Here is a 21602-nt window from a genome sequence, read left to right on the forward strand (position 1 = left end):
CGAGCCTTTGGGCTCGCTCAACCCCTCACCCAAGCTGCGCTAGCCAGCAGGCTGGCAAGCTTCGCTAACCCTCTCCCCTGTCCAGGGGAGAGGGGCAGAAGAAGCAATGCTGAATGTCGATCCGCCCTGATTTTTTCGGTTGAGGGGGCAGCGCGGATCGGTCCGCTCGCCATCCATGGCATTCCCCCCTACATCCCCTCCATGCACCGCGTCGCCCCCGCCATCATCCTGTCGGTCCGGCCGCATGGCGAGCATGGGGCGATCGTGCGGGCCCTGACCCGCGAGGACGGGGTGCAGCCGGGTTATGTCCGGGGCGGGCGGTCGCGGGCGCTCAGGCCGGTGCTGCAACCGGGTAACGGCATTATCGGCGAATGGCGGGCGCGGACGGTCGAGCAACTCGCCGCGCTGACCATCGAGCCGGGGCATAGCCGCGCGGGGCTCCACGGCGAGCCGCTGGCTGCCGCCGGGATCGAGTGGCTGTGCGCGCTGACCGCTGCCGCGCTGCCCGAGGAGCAGCCTTTTCCCATACTGTACGACGCGCTCGACGCGGTGTTGACCGCGATCGAGTCGGCCCCCTCGGCGCGGGGCTGGGCGGGAGCGCTGGTGCGCTATGAGTTGCTGCTGCTGGGGCAGTTGGGGTTCGGGCTCGATCTGGAGCGGTGCACCGTCACCGGCGGGACGACCGATCTCGCCTATGTCAGCCCCAAGAGCGGCGCGGCGGTGTCGGCGGGGGTAGCGTTCGGTTACGAGGCGCGGCTGTTTCCCCTGCCGCCCTTTCTGCGCGAGGGCGGGGCGGGGGACTGGCCCGATATCTTCGCCGCCGGGCGGATCACCGCGCATTTCCTGGCGCGCGATATCCTGGCCGGTCTGCGCCATGATCCGATGCCGGCCCGCGCCCGGCTGTTCGATCGTTTCAAAAGGGCGGTTGCGTGATGCCCGCCCGCTAAGGCAAAGGGCGCTCCGAACGGAAATGAGAAGGGGCCAGCCATGGCATTGATCGCGATCCTCGCCGGTGACGGCATCGGCCCGGAAGTGACCGCCGAAGCGCGGCGCGTGCTGGAGGCGCTGGACCTCGGCCTGACCTTCGAGGAGGCCAAGGTCGGTGGCGCGGCGTATGAAGCGGCGGGCCATCCGCTGCCGCCCGAGACGCTGGAGGTGGCGGAGCGCGCCGATGCGCTGCTGTTCGGGGCGGTCGGCGATCCGCGCTTCGACACGCTGGAGCGCGCGCATCGGCCCGAACAGGCGATCCTGGGGCTGCGCAAGGCGTTCGGCCTGTTCGCCAATCTGCGCCCCGCCCGGCTGTTCGAGGGGCTGGAGGATGCCAGCTCGCTGCGCCCCGACATCGCGCGGCGCATCGACATGGTGATCGTGCGCGAACTGACCGGCGACGTCTATTTCGGCGCCAAGGGTCGCGGCACCACCGAGGCGGGGTTGCGCGAGGGTCATGACCTGATGCGCTATGACGAGGAAGAGGTCGCCCGGATCGCCCGTGTCGGCTTCGAAACGGCGATGCGCCGTCGCCGCCGCCTGCTGTCGGTGGACAAGGCCAATGTGCTGGAAACCTCGCAGCTGTGGCGCGACGTGGTGGTCGAGGTGGCGAAGGATTACCCCGAGGTCGCGCTCGAGCATATGTATGTCGACAATTGCGCGATGCAGCTGGTGCGCGATCCGGGCCAGTTCGACGTGATTCTGACCGGCAATCTATTCGGCGACATATTGTCGGATCAGGCGTCGATGTGTGCGGGCTCGATCGGGATGCTGCCCTCCGCCGCGCTCGGCGCGACGGGCAAGGGGCTGTATGAGCCGATCCATGGCTCGGCCCCCGACATTGCCGGGCAGGGCAAGGCCAATCCGTGCGCGGCGATCCTGTCCTCGGCGATGATGCTGCGCCACTCGCTGGGGCTGGGCGAGGCCGCCGACCGGATCGATGCGGCAGTGGCCAGCGCGATCCGCGACGGTGCGCGGACCGGCGATCTGGGGGGCAGCCTGTCGACCCGCGCCATGGCCGACGCGATCCTCGATCGCCTCTGATACCGGTGAGCGCGCTCCTCGAACTCGCGGTCGTCATCCCGACCTTCAACGAGCGCGCCAATGTGCCCGTGCTCATCGCCAAGCTCGACCAGGCGCTGGCCGGGCGGCGGTGGGAGGCGATCTTCGTCGACGACAACAGCCCCGACGGCACGGCGGATGCCGCGCGCGAGCTGGCGCGGGTCGATCCCCGCGTCCGGGTGATCCAGCGGATCGGACGGCGCGGGCTGTCCTCGGCCTGTATCGAGGGGATGTGCGCCACCGCCGCGCCGATGGTGGCGGTGATCGATGGCGATCTGCAGCATGACGAGACGCTGCTGCCCAAGATGCTCGACCGGTTGCAGGCGGAGGACGATCTCGACATCGTCGTCGGCTCGCGCTTCGTGGATGGCGGCGGCACGGGCGACTGGGACCGCGACCGGGTGGCCAAGTCGGCCTTTGCGACCCGGCTGTCGCAGCGGGTGCTGAACGTGAACCTGTCCGACCCGATGAGCGGCTTCTTCATGGTCCGCACGGCCGTGGCGCGTGAGACGGTGCCGCATCTGTCGGGAATCGGCTTCAAGATCCTGCTCGACATCATGAGCGCCTCGCCGCGCCCCTTGCGCGCCGCCGAGATGCCCTATGTCTTCCGCGTGCGGACCGAGGGCGAGTCGAAGCTCGATCACGTCGTCGCGATGGAATATCTGATCGCGCTCTACGACCGGCGGTTCGGGAAGGTGGTGCCGGTGCGCTTCGCCATGTTCTCGGCGATCGGGGTGCTGGGGGTCGGCATCCATATGGCGGTGCTGAGCCTGTTCTTCGTCTTGCTGGGCGCGACCTTCCTGGCCAGCCAGATCGTCGCGGTGGCGGCGGCGATGACGTTCAACTTCTTCCTGAACAACGCGCTGACCTATCGCGATCGGCGCCTGCGCGGGTTCCGGCCGCTGCTCGACGGCTGGGTGTCCTTCTGCCTGGTCTGCGCGGTCGGGGCGATCGCCAATGTCGGCGTCGCGGCCTTTCTGCACGATGCGCGGGCCAATGAATGGGCGGTGTCGGCGCTGATCGGGGTGCTGGTCGGCGCGGTGTGGAATTATGCGCTGTCGTCGCGGTTCGTCTGGGGGCGGTATTGAGCCGGCGGTGAGGCTGGGGCGTGGGCTTCGACTTCGCTCAGCCTGAACGGATTCTGGTACCAAACGCCGTTCAGCCTGAGCGAAGTCGAAGGCCAAGCGACAAGCTCACCGCCAATCGACAAACCACGTCCACCGCACGAAGGACTTCGGCCCCGCCAGCGCCCCTGCCGTCAGGATCGGATAGAAATAGACGAACAGACAGGCGGTCGCGACCAGATAGGCCTCGTCCCAGTCGCGCAGCGCCGCCCGCCACCGATCGATCGCCACCGCCAGCGCGACCGACAGCCAGATGGCGGGCAGGAAGTAATAATAGTAGAAGCCCAGCGACTTTGGGATGATCGCCCAGACCGCGAAGCCGCCGATCCACAGCGCCGCCGCGAACCCCGGCCGCACCTCGCGCGTCCGGACCCAGCCCAGCGCGCAGGCCGCCACCGCGACCAGCCCGCCCCACATCACCGCCGGATTGCCGAGCAGGAAGATGCCCCGCTGCGCCCCGTCGGCGACCTCGTAGAAATACCAGATGGGCCGCCCGATCACCGGCCAGCTCCACCAGGCCGACTGATAGGTGTGCGCCGCCAGCACCTGGGTCTGGCGCGCATACATGTCGAGCTGAAAGGGTACGAACCCCGCCACGGTCAGCGGATCGCGCGCATAGAAAAAGGCCGGTGTGAAGGTCGCGGCATAGGCCAGCCCCGCCCCAATGCCCAGCAGCCCCCAGGCCGACCACCAGCGCAGCCCCGGCCAGCGGCTGGGATCGCCGCGCTTCATCACGACGAGACCGATCGCGGCATAGCCCAGATAGGGGACCGCCGCCCATTTGGTCCCGACCGCCAGCCCCAGCAGCACCGCGCCCAGGCCCCAGCGCCACCGGCTTTGCGCGGGCGTGCCGCGCATCGCCCATCCCATGGCGGCGACCGCGAGCACGGTGAACGCCGCCATGAAGCCGTCCAGCATCGCGATCCGCGCCTGCACCAGCACCATGAAGTTGGCGAGCGTCAGCCCCGCCCCGATCGCGGCGGCGCGTGTCCGCCGGGTCATCAGCCAGACGATGGCGAACACCCCGCCGACGATCGCGGTGCCCGCCAGCGTCGACATCGCCCGCCAGCCGAGCGGATTGTCGCCAAAGGCCATCATGCCCAGCCCGATCAGCGCCTTGCCGAGCAGCGGATGCTCGATGTTCACCGGCCCCTCCAGCGCCAGCAGCGCACGGGCGGCGGGGACGTAATGAACCTCGTCGAAGACCAGCTTGTGCGGCGTGGTCAGCCGCCAGCAGAACAGTGTCTGCGCGGCGACCAGAAGGGCGAGGAGCGCCGGGACCGGGCGGCTGAAGGGGGCGAGCAGGCGGCGCATGGCCCCAGGTCATGACGCCGCCGGTGAAGCGGGGCAATGGGGTTGGTGGCGCCCGACGCGAAAGGGGCGCCGGTTCTCTTTTCAATGGTCAGACAATTTGACGAAAGGCTTTGCGCATGGCACCCATGGCGAAGGGGCAGGGGTGGGGCGCAATCGTCCGACACATCCCGTCCGGTCCAGATTGCGGGAGAGTGACGTGACGCGAGCGGTTCGATCGATCTTGTGCGGGATTCTGGCGGCTACCGCCCTGTCGCCGCTTCAGGCGCAAGGCCCCACCGCCAATGACGGCCCGCCCCGGACCTTCGCGGTGCAGGGCAAGGGTTTTCTGCGCAACGGCCAGCCGCATCAGGTGATTTCGGGCGAGATGCACTATGTCCGCATCCCGCGCGCCTATTGGCGCGACCGGCTGCGCAAGGCCAAGGCGATGGGGCTGAACACCATCACCACCTATGCCTTCTGGAACGCGCACGAGCCGCGCCCCGGCACCTATGACTTCAGCGGCCAGAACGACATCGTCGCCTTCATCCGCGACGCGCAGGCCGAGGGGCTGGACGTCATCCTGCGCCCCGGTCCCTATGTCTGCGCCGAATGGGAACTGGGCGGCTATCCGTCCTGGCTGCTCAAGGACCGCAGCCTCGTGCTACGCTCGACCGATCCCAAATATACCGCCGCGGTCGATCGCTGGCTGATGCGGCTGGGGCAGGAGGTCAAGCCGCTGCTGCTGAAGAATGGCGGGCCGATCGTCGCGGTCCAGCTCGAGAATGAATATGGCGCCTTTGGCAGCGACCAGGATTATCTGCGCGGGCTGGAGGCCAGCTACAAGCGCGCCGGGCTGGCGGACGGGGTGCTGTTCACCAGCAACCAGGGCGGCGACCTGGCCAAGGGGTCGCTGCCCAACCTGCCCTCGGTCGTCAATTTCGGGTCGGGTGGTGCGCAGAACGCCATCGCCAAGCTGGAGGCCTATCGTCCCGACGGCCTGCGCATGGTCGGCGAATATTGGGCGGGCTGGTTCGACAAATGGGGCGAGGACCATCACGAGACCGACGGCCGGAAAGAGGCCGAGGAAATGGCCTATATGCTCAAGCGCGGCTATTCGATCTCGCTCTACATGGTCCATGGCGGCACCACCTTCGGCTGGATGAACGGGGCGGATTCGCACACCGGCAAGGACTATCACCCCGACACGACCAGCTATGACTATGACGCGCCGATCGATGAGGCGGGCAATCCGCGCTACAAATACGGGCTGATCGCCGCTGCCATCGCCGAGGTGACCGGCAAGCCCGCCGTCCCCACCCCCGCGCCCACCGTCGCGCAGCGTTTCCCCGTCTCGCCGGTCCGGCGCAGCGCCTCGCTCTGGGACAATTTGCCGCAGCCGATCCGCGCGGCGCAGCCCAAGACGTTCGAGGAACTCGACCAGAATTACGGTTACGTCCTCTACCGCGTCACCGTGCCAAAGGGCCCGGCGGGGACGCTGATGCTCAAGGGCATGCACAGCTATGCGCAGGTCTATCTGGGCCGCAAGCGGGTCGGCACGCTCGACCGGCGGCTGGATCAGGAAACGGTGGAGCTGCCCGCGCGGACCGCGCCCGCGACGCTGGACATATTGGTCGAGAATACCGGCCGTGTGAACTACAGCCACGCCATCCGGACCGAGCAGGCCGGCCTCACCGGCGCGGTGACGCTGGCGGGGCAGCCGCTGACCGACTGGCAGATGTTCCGCCTGCCGATGGACGACCTGTCGGCGCTGAAACTATCGGCCAGGCCCTGCACCGGGCCCTGTTTCTACGAAGCGGAGATGACGGTGGCGCAGCCCGCCGACACCTATCTCGACATGCGCGGTGCGCATAAGGGGCAGTTGTGGTTCAACGGCCATAATCTGGGCCGCTATTGGGGGATCGGCCCCGTCCACACGCTGTTCACGCCCGCGCCGTGGATGAAGCAGGGGGCGAACCGCGTCCTGTTCTTCGACCTGACTGGGGATGCCAGTGACCGGCTGACCAGCGTGACCAAGCCGATCTACGGCAAGATCACCAACCATCGCGAGGCGCAGTGATCCCATTCCTCCCCTGCAAGGGGAGGGGGACCATGCGCAGCATGGTGGAGGGGTGTCACCGCTGGCCGGGACACCCCTCCGTCAGTCCTACGGACTGCCACCTCCCCTTGCAGGGGAGGAATTTGGTGTTTTTAGCGCACCGCCGCGGCCTGGTTGGCGACGATCGCGTCGCGCTGTTCCTGGCTCATGGCACTGGCATTGACGTCGGCGGCCTTGATCGCGTCGGCGCGGTCCTCGGCATAGTCGCGGGTCTTCTCGGCCTGCTTGTCGAGCGCCTTGGCCTCGTTGCGCAGCATGTCCGCCTGGCTTTCCATATTGTCGGCGCGGTTGTCGGCGGCGTCCTCGACGCGGCCTGCCAGCTTGTCGGTGCCCTTGTTGTTGCAGGCCGACAGCGAGACCAGGCTGGCCGCCAGCAAAAGACCGATACGCATCTTCATCGTCATTTCCCCTGTTCATTTCGGCCGCAACAACCGGATCATCGCAATTCCGTTCCGCTTCGGTAACGGCTACACTTGGCCGCGCGTGTCCGAATATCCTTGAACCCCGCCCCCCGGACCGGCAAATGGGCTGGCATGAAGCGCAAGACTGGCCAGGACCGTTCGATCACCACCCAATGGCGCCCCGCCACGCAGGCCGTTCGCGGCGGCACCGCGCGGTCGGAATATGGCGAAACCTCCGAGGCGCTCTTCCTGACCTCGGGCTATTGCTATGACCGGGCGGGCGATGCGGCGGCGCGGTTCGCGGGCGAGCAGGAGGGGATGACCTATTCCCGCCTCCAGAACCCGACCGTCGAGATGCTCGAACAGCGTATCGCGCTGCTGGAGGGCGCCGAGGCGTGCCGGACCATGGCGTCCGGCATGGCGGCGATGACGGCGGTGCTGCTCTGCCAGTTGCAGGCGGGCGACCATCTGGTCGGCGGCCGCGCGGCGTTCGGTTCGTGCCGCTGGCTGACCGACACGCTGCTGCCCAAGTTCGGCATCGCCACCACCGTCGTCGACGCCCGCGACCCGCAGGCGTTCCTGGATGCGGTGCGGCCCGAGACCAAGGTCTTTTTCTTCGAGACGCCCGCCAATCCGACCATGGACGTGGCCGACCTGGAGGCGATCTGCGCCATCGCGCGCGAGCGTGGGATCACCACGGTCGTCGACAATGCCTTCGCCACCCCGGCGCTCCAGCGGCCGATGGATTTCGGCGCGGACGTGACCGCCTATTCGGCGACCAAGATGATGGACGGGCAGGGGCGCGTGCTGGCGGGCGCGGTGTGCGGTTCGGAAGATTTCATCACCAACACGCTGCTGCCCTTCACCCGCAACACCGGCCCGACCCTGTCAGCGTTCAACGCCTGGGTGGTGCTCAAGGGGCTGGAGACGCTCGACCTGCGTATCCATCGCCAGTCGGAATCGGCGTTGAAGGTCGCTTCCTTCCTGGAGGGCCGCGTGCCGCGCGTCCTGTGCCCGGCGCTGCCCAGCCATCCGCAGCATGAACTCGCCATGCGCCAGATGAAGGCGGGCGGCAGCATCTTCGCGATCGAACTCGATGGCGGGCGGACCCAGGCGCACGGGCTGCTCGATGCGCTGGAGCTGATCGACATCTCCAACAATATCGGCGACTCGCGCTCGCTGATGACGCATCCCGCCTCGACCACCCATGCGGGCGTCGCCGAGGACAAGCGGGTCGAGATGGGGATTGGCGAGGGGATGCTGCGCCTGAATGTCGGGCTGGAGGATGCGGACGACCTGATCGACGATCTCGATCAGGCGCTGCGTGCCGTGGGTCTGTGAAGGCGCTCTTTTCCCATGCGCTGACCACCGGGCCGGTGACGGTCCGGGTGTCGGTCAGCTATCTGCCCGAACAGTCGGAGCCCGAGCGCGGGCGCTGGTTCTGGGCCTATCATGTCCGCATCGAGAATGAGGGAGATCAGCCGGTACAGCTGCTCACCCGCCGCTGGATCATCACCGACGGGCGCGGCGCACGCCATTCGGTCGAGGGTGAGGGCGTGGTCGGCGAACAGCCGGTGATCCAGCCGGGTGCGGCCTATGACTATGTCTCGGGCTGTCCGCTTGCGACGACCAGCGGGGCGATGCAGGGCAGCTATCGCATGGTCGGCGCGGACGGCGCGACCTTCGATGCGGCCATCCCCCATTTCGCGCTGATTGCGCCGGCGGTGGAATCGTGAAGCGGACGCATCTGCCGCTGAACGGCTTGCGCGTGCTGGACGCGGCGGCCCGGCATCTGAGCTTCACCCGCGCCGCCGACGAACTGGCCGTCACCCCGGCGGCGGTCGGGCAGCAGATCCGCGCGCTGGAGGATACACTGGGCGTCGTCCTGTTCCGCCGCACCACGCGCGGTCTGGAACTGACCCCGGAGGCCGAGGCGGGGCTGGCCCCGTTGCGCGCCGGTTTCCTGCAATTCGAGGATGCGGTGCGCGCGATGCAGGCGGGCCAGTCGTCCAAGTCGCTGACCATCGCCGCGCCGCGCGACGTGACCGAGAAGTGGCTGATGCCGCGCCTGGCCGCGATCGCCGCCAGCGACCCCGACCTGCGCTTCTCGCTGATCGCATCGGACGAGGGGCTGGACTTCACCGAGGCGAATCTCGACCTCGCCATCCGCTGGGGCGACGGGCCCGGCGGGCTGGAGGGCGAGGCGATCGAGTCGGACGGGATGATCGCGATCGGTGCTCCTGGCGGTCCCGAAGACGCACCGCTGATCGCCTGGCCCGGCGCGCCCGAAGAAGGAACGCCGCTGGTCCGCGTGACCGATGCGGGGCTGGCGATCGACGCGGTGGCGGCGGGGCTGGGTAGGGCGGTGGTGCCGCAGCTTCTCGCCGAGCGCGATCTGGCCGAGGGGCGCGTGGTCGCGACCGGCGAGGCGGTGCCCTCGCGCATGGGATACTGGCTGGTCGCCCCGCTGCCGCAATGGCGCCAGCAGAAGGTCAAGGCGCTGGTCGAGGCGCTGGGGGGCTAAACTCCAATATACCTCCGCACCCCGGCGAAGGCCGGGGCCCAGTTGCGATGCGGCTGGGGGAGTGGGTTTGTGGCGCGTGGGAGGCAAAAGCGAGCGGGTGGCGATGCCTCCCCCGCAGCGTATCGCGCCATCTCACCGACATCGAAGCTGGGCCCCGGCCTTCGCCGGGGAACGAAGAGTTTTTCCCTTCCTCCCCTGTAAGGGAACCGTCCGAAACATGGTGGAGGGGTGTCGCCCCTCTCGATAGCGGGACACCCCTCCGTCAGGGCTTCGCCCTGCCACCCCCCTTACAGGGGAGGAAAAGACGGTCAGGCCGCCGCTTCCGCGTCGAAGGGCACCGGGAATTTCTTCGCGCAGAACGCGCAGTCGACCTGGATCAGTCCCTCGGCATCCGCCATCTCGCGCCGTTCCTCGACCGAGAATTTGGTGATGACGCTGGCGATATACTCCGCCGAGCAGCGGCAACCACGCACGATGGCCGGGCTTTCCGACACGCGGACATTCTGTTCCTCGTTGAACAGCCGCCACACGAGCGTCTCCAGCGGCAGCGCGGCGTCGGCCAGTTCCTCGGCCTGCATGGTCTGGCCGAGCGCCTGGACATGCTCCCATTCGGGGTGGTCGAGCTTGACGTGCAGCCGCTCGCGGCCTTCCTCGCCCTCGGGCAGATGCTGCAGGAACAGGCCGCCCGCGACGGTGCGGCCGTCCGGTCCCTTGGCGATCCCGACGCGCAACAGGCTGGGAATCTGCTCGGACTGGATGAAATAGCTTTCCGCCGCCGCCGACAGCGTCTCGCCGTCGATCGGCACGATACCCTGATAGCGTTCGCCCGTCACCGCCAGGTCGAAGGTGATCGCCAGATAGCCCTGGCCGAACAGCGCGAACAGCGTCGGGTCGGCGGGCAGTTCGGCCAGCCGGTCCTCGTCATACTGGATATAGCCACGCAGCTCGCCGCCGCGATAATCGCAAACCAGCAGCCGGATCACGCCGCTGTCGCTGCGCGTCTGGATGGTCAGCTGCCCGCCCGTGTCCTTCAGCGTCGCGCCCATCAGCGCGGTCAGCGTCAGCGCCTCGGCCAGCAGCCGCTCGATCACCGGGGGATAGGCATGCGCCGCCAGTATCTCGTCCAGCACGGGGCCCAGCCGCACCAGCCGGCCACGCGCATGCTGCTCGGGGATGGTGAACGCGATCGCGCGGTCGAGGTCGGGCAGGGTGAGGTCGGTCATGGTCGTGCCTTTACGCGCCGGGAAACGTCCGGGCGATATGGTGCCGGTGCGGCGGGGGAAAGAGAAAAGGCCGACGAACCCGCCGGCCTTTCCATAGATAGGATCGGTTCGCTGCCGATCAACCGATCTGGCCGAAGCACCAGCGCAGCACCGATTTCTGCGCGTGAAGGCGGTTCTCCGCTTCCGGCCAGATCAGCGATTGCGGCCCGTCGATGACGTCCGACGTGACTTCCTCGTCGCGGTGCGCGGGCAGGCAGTGGAGGAACCTGGCATCCGGCTTGGCCAGCGCCATCAGCTCGGCATTGACCTGGAACGGCATCATCGCGGCCAGCTTTTCCTCGGCATGGGCCTGGCCCATCGAGATCCAGGTGTCGGTGACGACGATGTCCGCTCCCTCGACCGCCGCACGCGGATCGGTCGTGCAGATCGCGCGACCCTTGCCTAGTTCGAGCGTGCCCGGCTCCGGGTGATAACCGTTGGGGCAGGCGGCGACCACGTCGAAGCCGAGCAGTCCGCCCGCCTCGACGATCGAGTGCAGCACGTTGTTGCCGTCACCCAGCCAGGCGACCTTCATGCCGGGCAGCGTCTTGCCCGCCTCGATCACGGTCAGCAGGTCGGCCATGATCTGGCAGGGGTGCGACAGGTCGGTCAGCCCGTTGATGACCGGCACGCTGGCATAATGCGCCATCTCCTCGACCTTGGCATGATCGTCGGTGCGGATCATGATCGCGTCGGTATAGCCCGACAGGATGCGCGCGGTGTCGGCGATCGTCTCGCCGCGACCCAGCTGCATGGTCCCGGCATCGAGCACGATCGAGGTGCCGCCCAGCTGGCGGATCGCCATGTCGAAGCTGACGCGGGTGCGGGTCGAGTTCTTCTCGAACACCATGGCGAGCGTGTGCCCGGCCAGCGGGGCGTCGGCATCGACGCGGCCCTTGGTGAAACCGGCGCGCGCGGCCTTGCGGGCCTGGGCATCGGTCAGAATGGCGGTCACACCCTCGGGACCGGCGTCGGCGAGGTTCAGGAAGTGGCGGATCGTCATGGGTCGGTACTCCGTCCCCCGGTGGTTTCGTGCCGCCGGGGTGGCAGGGATTAATCGTCGGCGGCGGGGACGTAGACGCGCGCGGCGTCGGACAGTTTCGTCGCGAACTCGGTGATATGGCTCTCGTCGATGGTCAGCGGCGGCAGGATGCGGACGACGTTCTCGCCCGCCGCGACCAGCAGCAGACCGTGATGGTCGCGGCAATGCGCGACGAAGCGACGGCTGTCGCTCTTCATCTTCAGCCCCTGCATCAGCCCGTGGCCGCGCACTTCCTCGAACAGATGATCGAAGTTCGGAATCATCTGCTCCAGCGTGGAGCGCAGCCGCTGGCCCATCGCCTCGACATGTTCGAGGAAGCCCGGCTCCTGGATCACGTCCAGCACCGCCTCGCCCGCCGCCATGGACAGCGGGTTGCCGCCATAGGTCGAGCCGTGGGTGCCGATGACCATGCCCTTGGCCGCTTCCTCGGTCGCCAGGCACGCGCCCAGCGGGAAGCCGCCGCCAATGCCCTTGGCGACCGCCATGATGTCCGGCGTCACGCCGTACAGCTCATGCGCGAAGAACTTGCCGGTGCGACCGTAACCGCACTGCACCTCGTCCAGCACCAGCAGCAGGCCATGCTCGTCGCACGCCTTGCGCAGGCCCTGGAGGAATTCCATGCTGGCGGGGCGGAGGCCGCCTTCGCCCTGGATCGGTTCGACCAGGAAACCGGCGGTGTTCTCGTCGATCAGCGCCAGCGCCGCCTCCAGATCGTCGAACGGCGCATAGGCGAAGCCGGGCAGCAGCGGCTCGAACCCGTCGCGCATCTTGGGCTGGTTGGTCGCCGAGATCGCGCCCAGCGTCCGACCATGGAACGCGTTGTTGAACGTGATGAGCGTATGACGCTGCGGATTGCCATTGGCGAAGTGATAGCGGCGCGCGGTCTTGATCGCGCACTCGACCGCTTCCGCGCCCGAATTGGTGAAGAACACCGTGTCGGCAAAGGTCGAATCGACCAGCCGCTGCGCGAAATGCTCACCCTGCGGGCTGCCGTACAGGTTGGACACGTGCATCAGCGTCGCGGCCTGTTTGGCGATCACCTCGACCAGTTTCGGATGGCCATGGCCCAGCGCGTTCACCGCGATCCCGGCGGCAAAGTCCAGATACTGCTCGCCATTCTCGCCATACAGATAGACGCCCTCGCCTCGGACCGGACGCACCCCGCACCGTGGGTAAACGGGCATCAGGGCGGTGATGGTCACGGGACGTCTCCTTCAAACAGCAAAGGGCGGCTCAATGGGCCGCCCTTCGTCACGATAGCCGATCACCAAAAGCGAGACAACACCGCTCCCGTCATCGCGTCAGGCGTCGATCACCTCTTCGTCCAGCCGTGCCGCATTCTCCTGGATGAAGGCGAAGCGGTGCGCCGGGTTGTTGCCCATCAGCCGGTCGACCAGATCCTTCACGCCCGCTCGTTCCTCATATTCCTGGGGCAGGGTGATGCGGATCAGGCTGCGGGTCGCCGGGTCCATCGTGGTTTCGCGCAGCTGGCCGGGGTTCATCTCGCCCAGGCCCTTGAAGCGGGCGACCTCCACCTTTTTGCCCCGAAAGGCGGTGCGTTCCAGCTCGGCACGGTGGGCGTCGTCGCGCGCATAGAGCGACTTGGCGCCGACCGTCAGGCGATAGAGCGGCGGCTGGGCGAGATAGAGATGCCCGCGACGGACCAGGTCGGGCATTTCCTGGAAGAAGAAGGTCATCAGCAGCGTCGCGATATGCGCGCCGTCCACGTCGGCGTCGGTCATGATGACGATCTTTTCGTAGCGCAGCTGGGTCGGGTCGCAATCCTTGCGCGTGCCGCAGCCCATGGCCAGCGTCAGGTCGGCGATTTCCTGATTCTGCAGGATCTTGGTCGAGGTGGCGCTGGCGACGTTCAGGATCTTGCCGCGGATCGGCAGGATCGCCTGGGTCTTGCGGTCGCGCGCCTGTTTCGCCGAGCCGCCGGCCGAGTCGCCCTCGACGATGAACAGTTCGGTTCCCTCGGGGCTGTCCGCCGAACAGTCGGTCAGCTTGCCGGGCAGGCGCAGCTTGCGCGCCGAAGTGGCGGTCTTGCGTTTGACCTCGCGCTCTGCCTTGCGGCGCAGGCGCTCGTCCATCCGGTCGAGGACATAGCCGAGCAGCGCCTTGCCGCGCTCCATATTGGCGGAGAGATAATGGTCGAAATGGTCGCGCACCGCCTTTTCGACCAGGCTGGCGGCCTCCGGGCTGGTCAGCCGGTCCTTGGTCTGGCTCTGGAATTGCGGTTCGCGGATGAAGACCGACAGCATCAGCTCGGAGCCGACCATGACGTCGTCGGCGGTGATGTCCTTGGCCTTTTTCTGGTTCACCAGCTCGCCGAACGCGCGCAGGCCCCGGACCAGCGCCTGGCGCAGCCCCTGTTCATGGGTGCCGCCATCGGGGGTCGGGATGGTGTTGCAATACCAGCTATAGCTGCCGTCGCTCCACAGCGGCCAGGCGACCGCCCATTCGACGCGGCCCTGTTCGCCCGGAAACTCCTGGTTCCCGGAGAAGAAATCGGCGGTGGCGCATTCGCGGCCGCCCAGCTGTTCCTTCAGGTGATCGGCCAGGCCGCCGGGGAACTGGAACACCGCCTCGGCGGGCGTGTCGTCGGTGATCAGCGCGGGCGAACAGTGCCAGCGTATCTCGACGCCCGCGAACAGATAGGCCTTGGAGCGGACCAGCTTGTGCAGCCGGGCTGGCTTGAAGGCGAGTTCGGGGCCGAAAATCTCGGTATCGGGGGTAAAGGCGACGCTGGTCCCGCGCCGGTTGGGGGCGGCCCCCACCGTCTCCAGCGGCCCCAGCGTCGCGCCGCGCGCGAAACGCTGGCGATAGAGGATCCGCTCGCGCGCGACCTCGACCACCGTGTCCGAGGACAGCGCGTTGACCACCGACACGCCGACGCCGTGCAGGCCGCCCGAGGTCGCATAGGCCTTGCCGGTGAACTTGCCGCCCGAATGCAGCGTCGACAGGATCACCTCCAGCGCCGACTTGTCGGGGAATTTGGGGTGCGGGTCGACCGGGATGCCGCGACCATTGTCGACGATGGTCAGGCGGTTGCCCGGCTCCAGCTTGACCTCGATCCGGGTGGCATGGCCCGCCACCGCCTCGTCCATCGCATTGTCGAGGACCTCGGCGGCCAGGTGGTGCAGCGCGCGTTCGTCGGTGCCGCCGATATACATGCCGGGGCGGCGGCGCACCGGCTCCAGCCCTTCCAGCACCTCGATCGAGGAGGCGTCATAGGCGGGCTGGGTGCGGGGCGTGCCCGCGAACAGGTCATTGGACATAACGGGAACTATAGGGGCTGTAAGGCCGGTGCGCCAGCGCCGCCTGCACCTCGCAAATGCGACAAAACTTTGCTTACGTTAAGTCGCGGGATATTTCGGTCGCATCCGTCCGTTCCCCCGGAACCTTAGCCAAGGGACACGGGAGAATTTATGGTGAAGTTTTGGATGGCGGGCGCTGCGGCCTCGGCCTTGTTCGCCGCGCCGGCGATGGCGCAGGACAGCTATGCGACGGGGGACGATGCGGCTCCGTTTTCGGGCGTCTATGTCGGCGGCAGCTTCGGTTACGATGTGCAGCCCAATGATGTCGGCTCGCGCTTGCTGTTCGATCGCAACGGCGACGGCCGGTTCGGCGATGTCGTGACGACCTCGACCGGCGCCAACGCCTTCTCGCCGGGCTTCTGCAACGGCGCGGCACGCAGCAACCTGTCGCCCCAGAATGCGGCGACCGGATGCAATAACGACAAGGACGGCATCGCCTATTATGGCCGGGTCGGCATCGACCATCAGGTCGGCAACATCGTCTATGGCGCGGTCGGCGAGTTCGGCAAGTCGGAGATCACCGACAGCGTCTCGGGCTTCTCCACCACGCCCGCCTGGTACACCTTCACCCGCAGCATCGACTGGGAAGCCTCGGTTCGCGGACGCGCGGGCTATGCGGCGAACAACACGCTGTTCTACGGCACCTTCGGCGGCGGCTATGCGCGGATCAACCGGACCTTCACCACGTCCAACACCGCCAATGCCTTTGCGATCAGCGGCGATCGCAACCGGTTCGGCTTTCTCGGGGGTGGCGGCATCGAGCAGAAGATCGGCCGCAACTTCTCGATCGGCATGGAATATATGTACCACCAGTATAACGACGACGAGACCCGCGTCCGCGTGACCCAGGGGTCCGCGCCCGCGACCAATCCGTTCGTGCTGGCGCCCAATACGGCGGGCACCGACATTCGCCGGTCGGACGACAAGTTCCGCTGGCACAGCCTGCGGGCGACGGCGGCGTTCCGCTTCTGATGATGGGGGCGCCCTGCCGCTCGAGGAAGCGGCGGGGCGTTCCCTTCGACTTCGCTCGGCGTGGGCGGAGGGGCTGGCTTGATCCGGACCTCCGTTCACCCTGAGCGAACCCCAAACAAGAAAAAGCCCGCCGGTCATTCCGAGCGGCGGGCTTTTCTCATCGATCCCGGATCAGCGGACGCGCGGGCCGCCAAAGGGCAGCGGCGGCGGCGGGCGACGGTCGCGGCGGGGCAGCTGCGCCTGATAGGCGTGGCCGCAATGCTCGACGCAATAGGGGAAGCCCGGATTCACCTTTTCGCCGCAGAAGTGGAAGTCCGGCTCGCCCGGATGGCCGATCGGCCATTTGCAGATGCGGTCGTTCAGGTCGAGCAGCGAGGTCTTGCCCGCAATCTCGGCGCTGGGCTTGGCGGGGACCAGGCGACGCGGCGGGGCGGGCGAGGGCGGGGGCTGCTGCTCGCCGGGCGACTGGCGGACGAAGCCGCCCGGGCCGACCGAGCGCAGGATCGGCTGCGGTTCACGCGCCGGTTCGGCGGCGGGTTCGGGCGCGGCGGAGGCGGCCGGTTCGGCGCGCACGGGTTCGGGCTCGGGCTCCGGGGCGGGCGGCGGAGCGGCAGGAACCGGCTCGGGCGCCTCGGCCACCGGGGCGGCGGCGGGCTCGTTGGCCTTTACCGGCGACGGACGCGCCTGAAGGCCCAGGCGATGCGCCTTGCCGATCACCGCGTTGCGGCTGACCCCGCCCAATGCTTCGGCGATCTGGCTGGCGGTCTGTCCCGCCTCCCACATCGTCCTGAGCGTATCGATCCGCTCATCGGTCCACGACATTCGAAACCTTTCCTCACTTCATCATCGCACCGGCCAGTCATTGTACCGGGTTGCGGGCGGCCACGGCAACGGTTACGCGCTATGGCGATGAGCAGCCAGCCCCCAATCGGCGAAATCCACTCGGCGGTGCGCGCCGCCCCTGGTGAGCCCGTGATCCGGAACATCAACTGGGGAGGCCTGCGAACCCTCTATATCAAGGAGGTGCGCCGGTTCTTCAAGGTGCAGCTCCAGACGATCTGGGCGCCGTCGGTCACGACCCTGCTTTACCTCATCATTTTCACCACCGCGCTGGGCGGGCGTCATGCCGTGCCGGTGGCGGGGATGCAGGTGCCGTTCGCCGATTTCATCGCGCCGGGCCTGATCGTCATGGGGATGATGAACAACGCCTTCGCCAATGCCAGCTTCTCGCTGCTGGTCGGCAAGATCCAGGGCACGATCGTCGACTATCTGATGCCGCCGCTGTCCACCGCCGAGCTGCTGGCCGCGCTGGTTGGCGGTGCGGTGACGCGCGCGGTGCTGGTCGGGGTGACCGTCTGGGCGGCGATGGCGATCTGGCCGGGCGTCCATGTGACGCCGCACGCCTTTTTCGCGGTGCTGTGGTTCGGCCTGCTGGGCTCGGTGTTCCTGGCGCTGCTGGGCGTGCTGACCTCGATCTGGGCGGAGAAGTTCGACCATGCCGCCGCCGTCACCAATTTCGTGGTCGTGCCGCTGTCGTTGCTGTCGGGCACCTTCTATTCGGTCGATGGCCTCGCCCCGACGTTCCGCGCGATCAGCCATGCCAACCCGTTCTTCTATGTGATCTCGGGCTTCCGCTACGGCTTTCTGGGGCTGGCCGATTCGCCGGTGACGCTGGGCGGCGCGATCGTGCTGGGCATCGACGTCGCGATGGCGGTGCTATGCTATGCGCTGTTGCGCAAAGGCTGGAAACTTAAAAATTAAGTCCATGCGGCTTAACCGCTTTTTCACCATAGAGCGGCTATTCCTGACTCTCTGCTCCAGCAGCGGAACCTCCTCTTGGCCGGGTTGTCAGCATGCCCGGTTCAGGTCCTTAGCGGGACCGCCTGCGTCGTCGATGCCCCTCGGGGAATCGGGCCAGGCGGTCCCGGCCTTTCGCGCCCGGTGATTCAAGCGGCATTGCAAGCGCGCGCCAATGGGCGTAGCGGAGGACCCCATCATGACATCTTCTGCTCCCATGGCGGTCGTGCTCGTTTCGGGCGGGCTGGACTCGATGATTTCCGCCGCCTCGGCCAAGGCCGCAGGCTATCGCATCCTCGCATTGTCGGTGGATTACAACCAGCGGCACAAGGTCGAACTGGCCGCCGCCGCGCGCGTCGCCGAGGCGCTGGGGGCCGAGCGGCATATCGTCCTGCCGCTCGACCTGTCGGCGTTCGGCGGGTCGGCGCTGACCGCCGATATCGACGTGCCCAAGGACGGGGTGCAGCCGGGCATTCCCATCACCTATGTCCCGGCGCGCAACACCATCTTCCTCAGCCTGGCTTTGGGCTGGGCCGAGGCGGCGGGCGCGCGCGACCTGTTCATCGGGGTCAATGCGCTCGACTATTCGGGCTATCCCGATTGCCGCCCCGAATTCATCGCCGCCTTTGAGGGGCTGGCCGAGATCGCCACCAAGGCGGGCGTCGAGGGCCAGCCGTTCAAGATCCACGCGCCGCTCCAGCACATGACCAAGGCGGACATCGTGCGCGAAGGTACGCGGCTGGGCGTCGACATGGGGATCAGCTGGTCCTGCTACGACCCGACGCCCGAGGGGCTGCATTGCGGCGAGTGCGACAGCTGCCGCCTGCGTTCGCGCGGCTTCGAGGAAGCGGGCATTCCCGATCCCACCGCCTATGCGGTCAAGCCGCAGGGCTGAGGCCATGAGCTATGCCGTCAAGGAGATGTTCCTGACGCTCCAGGGCGAGGGGGTGCAGGCGGGGCGGCGCGCGGTGTTCGTGCGCTTTGCCGGGTGCAACCTGTGGTCGGGGCGCGAGCAGGACCGGGCGAACGCGATCTGCCGATTCTGCGACACCGATTTCGTCGGGGTCGACGGCCTGGGCGGCGGGCGCTTCGCCGATGCGGCGGCGCTGGTCGCGGCGGTCGAGGGTTTCTGGGGCGCGACGCGCGACCAGCGCTTCGTCGTGCTGACCGGGGGCGAGCCGATGCTTCAGGTCGACGACGCGCTGGTCGAGGCGCTGCATGCGGCGGGGTTCTTCATCGCGATCGAGAGCAATGGGACGATCTCAGCGCATCCGGGCATCGACTGGGTGTGCATCAGCCCCAAGGCGGGGTCGCAGGTCGTCCAGCGCTCCGGGCAGGAATTGAAGCTGGTCTGGCCCCAGGCGGGGATCGACCCGGCGGAGGTCGAAGGCTGGGACTTTGCCAACCATCTGCTCCAGCCGCTCGACGATCCGCGTGCGGAGGCGAATCGCGAGGCGTGTATCGCCATGGTCATGGAGCGGCCGCGCTGGCGGTTGACGCTCCAGACGCACAAGATGCTGGGGTTGCGGTAGGGGCTGTTTGGCTGGCGTTGAAGCGTGCGCTTCGACTTCGCTCAGCGTGAACGGCTATAGGTATCAACCCGTCCCGCGTTTGTTTTTGCAGCGTAATCCCATCCTCCGTTCAGCCTGAGCGAAGTCGAAGGCCACGCCCGACGCTAACCCAACGTGGAACGTGCACTTCGACTTCGCTCAGTGCGAACGGAGGTAGGGGGTTACGATCAGTGAACGAACCGCGCCACCACGTCGCGGTAGCTGCGCGAGACCTTCACCTGCGCACCCGACTCGAGCAGCAGGAAGCATTCGCCATTGGTGTGCGGCTTGACCTGCTTGACCAGGTCCAGGTTGACGATGGTCGAACGGTGCACCCGCTGGAACCGCCGGGGGTCGAGTCGCTTCTCCAGGTCCTTCATCGTCTCGCGCAGGACCAGCGAATTGTCGCCGGTGTTGATCACCATATAATCGCCCGCCGCCTCGATCATCTCGATCGTGTCGACATCGACGCGGAAGATCTGGCCGCGATCCTTGATGTTGATGAGCTTCTCGAAGCGGCTGGCGGCGACCTCGCCGCCTTCGTTCAGGTCGGCGACCGCTTCGGGGGCGTGCTCGGCGAGCACTTCCTTCAGCTTCTCGACCTCGCCCGCGCCGCGCTTCTCGTTCAGCCGCTGGCGCACGCGGTCGAGCGTGTCGGCGAGTCGCGCCTCCTCGACCGGCTTCATCAGATAATCGACCGCCTGCGCCTCGAAGGCGCGCAGGGCATGGTCGGAATAGGCGGTGACGAAGACGAACAAGGGCGGTTCGACCTCCATCAGCCCCTGGATGACCGAGAAACCGTCGAAACCGGGCATCTGGATGTCGAGGAAGACGAGGTCGGGCTTGTGCGTCTTGATCGCGCGGATCGCTTCGCGCCCGTTCGAGCAGCGCTCGATGATCTCGACGTCTTCGTGCGCCTGGAGACGGATCTCCAGTCCCTGGATCGCCAGGGGCTCGTCGTCGACGAGGATGGTACGGATGGTCATGCGGCCTCTCTGTTCACATTCTCAAGCTGGAAGGGGATCTCGATCTCGACCGAGAATCCGCCAGCCGGCGCGGAGCGGGATTCGAAGCGGTGATCCGGGCCATAAGCCTGGGCCAGCCGTTCGCGGATATTGGACAGCCCAACGCCGGTCGAAACGCTTGAGGAATGACGCACCTCGTGCAAGCCGGGACCGGTATCGGATACGGCGATCCGCACCCGTTGCCCGACCAATCGCACATCGACGCGGATATCGGCGCCTTCTTCCTGCGGGGTGACGGCATATTTGATAGCGTTCTCGACCAGCGGCTGGAGCAGCAGCGAGGGCAGCCGGGCGCGTTCGGCCCGCGGGTCGATCTCGAAACTCGGGCGCAGGCGATCCTCGAAGCGCATCTTCTCGATTTCCAGATAGAGTTTCAGCGTTTCAACCTCTTGCGCCACGGTCACATGCGCCGTGGGCTCATTGGCCAGCGTGTAGCGGAGGAAGGCTGACAGCCGGCTTAACATCGCATTGGCCCGTTCGGTCTGCTTCAGCAGCACCAGCGTCGAGATGGAATTGAGCGTGTTGAACAGGAAGTGCGGGTTCAACTGGTAGCGCAGCATCGCCAGCTGCGCCGACGACGCCTGATGCTCCAGCGCGCGCATCTCGTCGATCTGGTGCTCGACGATCAGATAATAGTTGATCGCGAAATAGAGCGCCGACCAGCCCGCCAGCACCTCGAAGGTGATGAACAGATTGCCGATCAGCAGCGAGACGGTGACCCCCGGCTGGGTCGTGGTGATGAACGAGAAGGAAAAGGCGTTGAGCGCGGCATAAAGGAAGGTCGCGGCCGCCAGCGTCGCCAGCGTCAGGAACACCCCCGCGATACGCGGCAGCCGCCGGTAATAGCCATAGAGGGTCGAGAGCAGCAGCGTGATGCAATAGCCCAGGATCGCCTCGATGATCACCGGGATGATCTTCTCCAGCGAAAAGCCGTTGGAGACGCCGACCACCGAACGCTGGACTAGATAGCCGGACCAGCCGACCGCCTGGAGTATCCAGAAGGCGCGAGCCTTGTTCTCGAAAAACGGCCGCACCGACAGCTGGTCGGCGGCGGCGGGCGAAGCGGTGCTGGTCGCGACGGGCAAATGGGTGGCCATGGCCGGGCGACATCTACACGGACCACAGGC

At 67.2% G+C, this 21602-nt stretch carries 20 protein-coding genes; 11 read left to right on the plus strand and 9 right to left on the minus strand.

Going from position 1 to position 21602, the window contains the following annotated elements; all coding sequences use genetic code 11:
* Nucleotides 1-201: 201 nt before the first annotated feature.
* The 3 genes from recO to ABIC44_RS15195 are packed head-to-tail and all read left to right on the plus strand — an operon-like array spanning nucleotide 202 to nucleotide 3137.
* The gene (gene recO / locus ABIC44_RS15185) at nucleotides 202-933 is read left to right on the plus strand and encodes a DNA repair protein RecO (RefSeq protein ID WP_354296399.1); all 732 of its coding nucleotides are present in this window, start codon (nucleotides 202-204) and stop codon (nucleotides 931-933) included.
* 54 nt (nucleotides 934-987) lie between these two features.
* Complete coding sequence (gene leuB / locus ABIC44_RS15190; protein WP_354296401.1) at nucleotides 988-2031, plus strand: 3-isopropylmalate dehydrogenase; 1044 nt, start codon at nucleotides 988-990, stop codon at nucleotides 2029-2031.
* 5 nt (nucleotides 2032-2036) lie between these two features.
* Nucleotides 2037-3137 carry a glycosyltransferase family 2 protein gene (locus ABIC44_RS15195; RefSeq protein WP_309697087.1) on the plus strand — a complete coding sequence of 367 codons (1101 nt, stop codon included), beginning with the start codon at nucleotides 2037-2039 and terminating at the stop codon, nucleotides 3135-3137.
* A gap of 105 nt (nucleotides 3138-3242) precedes the next feature.
* On the opposite strand, the gene ABIC44_RS15200 is transcribed toward ABIC44_RS15195, so the two are convergent.
* A complete protein-coding gene (locus ABIC44_RS15200; protein ID WP_354296403.1) occupies nucleotides 3243-4487 on the minus strand; it encodes a phospholipid carrier-dependent glycosyltransferase in 1245 nt (414 codons plus the stop codon).
* 196 nt (nucleotides 4488-4683) lie between these two features.
* Here ABIC44_RS15200 and ABIC44_RS15205 point away from each other — a divergent pair, with 196 nt between their 5' ends.
* Nucleotides 4684-6543: a glycoside hydrolase family 35 protein gene (locus ABIC44_RS15205; RefSeq protein ID WP_354296404.1), complete on the plus strand. Its 1860-nt coding sequence runs from the start codon at nucleotides 4684-4686 to the stop codon at nucleotides 6541-6543.
* Between the two features lie 131 nt (nucleotides 6544-6674).
* Here the strand turns inward: ABIC44_RS15205 and ABIC44_RS15210 are convergent, their stop codons facing one another.
* Nucleotides 6675-6980, minus strand: a complete 306-nt coding sequence (locus tag ABIC44_RS15210; protein WP_309697081.1) for a hypothetical protein — start codon at nucleotides 6978-6980, stop codon at nucleotides 6675-6677.
* A 135-nt stretch (nucleotides 6981-7115) separates the two neighbouring features.
* Here ABIC44_RS15210 and ABIC44_RS15215 point away from each other — a divergent pair, with 135 nt between their 5' ends.
* Genes ABIC44_RS15215 through ABIC44_RS15225 form a run of 3 tightly spaced genes read left to right on the plus strand, consistent with a single transcriptional unit; the run spans nucleotide 7116 to nucleotide 9507 of the window.
* Nucleotides 7116-8324: a trans-sulfuration enzyme family protein gene (locus ABIC44_RS15215; protein WP_309701139.1), complete on the plus strand. Its 1209-nt coding sequence runs from the start codon at nucleotides 7116-7118 to the stop codon at nucleotides 8322-8324.
* Nucleotides 8321-8719: a Co2+/Mg2+ efflux facilitator ApaG/CorD gene (gene apaG, locus ABIC44_RS15220; protein ID WP_309697077.1), complete on the plus strand. Its 399-nt coding sequence runs from the start codon at nucleotides 8321-8323 to the stop codon at nucleotides 8717-8719. The genes ABIC44_RS15215 and apaG overlap by 4 nt, the downstream gene beginning before the upstream one ends.
* The gene (locus tag ABIC44_RS15225; protein ID WP_309697075.1) at nucleotides 8716-9507 is read left to right on the plus strand and encodes a LysR family transcriptional regulator; all 792 of its coding nucleotides are present in this window, start codon (nucleotides 8716-8718) and stop codon (nucleotides 9505-9507) included. Before apaG ends, ABIC44_RS15225 begins: the two co-directional genes overlap by 4 nt.
* A gap of 308 nt (nucleotides 9508-9815) precedes the next feature.
* Here the strand turns inward: ABIC44_RS15225 and hslO are convergent, their stop codons facing one another.
* The 4 genes from hslO to parE all read right to left on the minus strand — a co-directional run bounded on the left by hslO (nucleotide 9816) and on the right by parE (nucleotide 15092).
* On the minus strand, nucleotides 9816-10730 hold the full coding sequence (gene hslO, locus ABIC44_RS15230; protein WP_307100506.1) for an Hsp33 family molecular chaperone HslO: 915 nt from the start codon (nucleotides 10728-10730) through the stop codon (nucleotides 9816-9818).
* Between the two features lie 118 nt (nucleotides 10731-10848).
* Nucleotides 10849-11772 carry an ornithine carbamoyltransferase gene (gene argF / locus ABIC44_RS15235; RefSeq protein ID WP_354296406.1) on the minus strand — a complete coding sequence of 308 codons (924 nt, stop codon included), beginning with the start codon at nucleotides 11770-11772 and terminating at the stop codon, nucleotides 10849-10851.
* A gap of 50 nt (nucleotides 11773-11822) precedes the next feature.
* The gene (locus ABIC44_RS15240; protein ID WP_354296408.1) at nucleotides 11823-13013 is read right to left on the minus strand and encodes an aspartate aminotransferase family protein; all 1191 of its coding nucleotides are present in this window, start codon (nucleotides 13011-13013) and stop codon (nucleotides 11823-11825) included.
* A 99-nt stretch (nucleotides 13014-13112) separates the two neighbouring features.
* A complete protein-coding gene (parE, locus tag ABIC44_RS15245) occupies nucleotides 13113-15092 on the minus strand; it encodes a DNA topoisomerase IV subunit B (protein ID WP_354296409.1) in 1980 nt (659 codons plus the stop codon).
* Between the two features lie 150 nt (nucleotides 15093-15242).
* On the opposite strand from parE, the gene ABIC44_RS15250 reads away from it, so the two are divergent.
* The gene (locus ABIC44_RS15250; RefSeq protein ID WP_309697063.1) at nucleotides 15243-16103 is read left to right on the plus strand and encodes an outer membrane protein; all 861 of its coding nucleotides are present in this window, start codon (nucleotides 15243-15245) and stop codon (nucleotides 16101-16103) included.
* A 171-nt stretch (nucleotides 16104-16274) separates the two neighbouring features.
* On the opposite strand, the gene ABIC44_RS15255 is transcribed toward ABIC44_RS15250, so the two are convergent.
* A complete protein-coding gene (locus ABIC44_RS15255) occupies nucleotides 16275-16925 on the minus strand; it encodes a GcrA family cell cycle regulator (RefSeq protein WP_354296411.1) in 651 nt (216 codons plus the stop codon).
* An 87-nt stretch (nucleotides 16926-17012) separates the two neighbouring features.
* On the opposite strand from ABIC44_RS15255, the gene ABIC44_RS15260 reads away from it, so the two are divergent.
* From ABIC44_RS15260 to queE, 3 genes are all read left to right on the plus strand, one after another.
* On the plus strand, nucleotides 17013-17864 hold the full coding sequence (locus ABIC44_RS15260; protein WP_354296412.1) for an ABC transporter permease: 852 nt from the start codon (nucleotides 17013-17015) through the stop codon (nucleotides 17862-17864).
* 235 nt (nucleotides 17865-18099) lie between these two features.
* The gene (gene queC, locus ABIC44_RS15265; RefSeq protein ID WP_309701154.1) at nucleotides 18100-18795 is read left to right on the plus strand and encodes a 7-cyano-7-deazaguanine synthase QueC; all 696 of its coding nucleotides are present in this window, start codon (nucleotides 18100-18102) and stop codon (nucleotides 18793-18795) included.
* A gap of 4 nt (nucleotides 18796-18799) precedes the next feature.
* Nucleotides 18800-19432 (plus strand): 7-carboxy-7-deazaguanine synthase, encoded by a 633-nt coding sequence (gene queE / locus ABIC44_RS15270; protein WP_354296413.1) that lies wholly within the window; start codon nucleotides 18800-18802, stop codon nucleotides 19430-19432.
* Between the two features lie 206 nt (nucleotides 19433-19638).
* Here queE and ABIC44_RS15275 read toward each other — a convergent pair whose 3' ends face one another.
* Both ABIC44_RS15275 and ABIC44_RS15280 read right to left on the minus strand, forming a co-directional pair.
* Complete coding sequence (locus ABIC44_RS15275) at nucleotides 19639-20436, minus strand: LytR/AlgR family response regulator transcription factor (protein WP_307100485.1); 798 nt, start codon at nucleotides 20434-20436, stop codon at nucleotides 19639-19641.
* Nucleotides 20433-21572 carry a sensor histidine kinase gene (locus ABIC44_RS15280; RefSeq protein WP_354296414.1) on the minus strand — a complete coding sequence of 380 codons (1140 nt, stop codon included), beginning with the start codon at nucleotides 21570-21572 and terminating at the stop codon, nucleotides 20433-20435. The genes ABIC44_RS15275 and ABIC44_RS15280 overlap by 4 nt, the downstream gene beginning before the upstream one ends.
* Nucleotides 21573-21602 lie beyond the last annotated feature (30 nt).

Source organism: Sphingomonas sp. 1185 (assembly GCF_040544655.1).
Lineage (GTDB): Bacteria > Pseudomonadota > Alphaproteobacteria > Sphingomonadales > Sphingomonadaceae > Sphingomonas.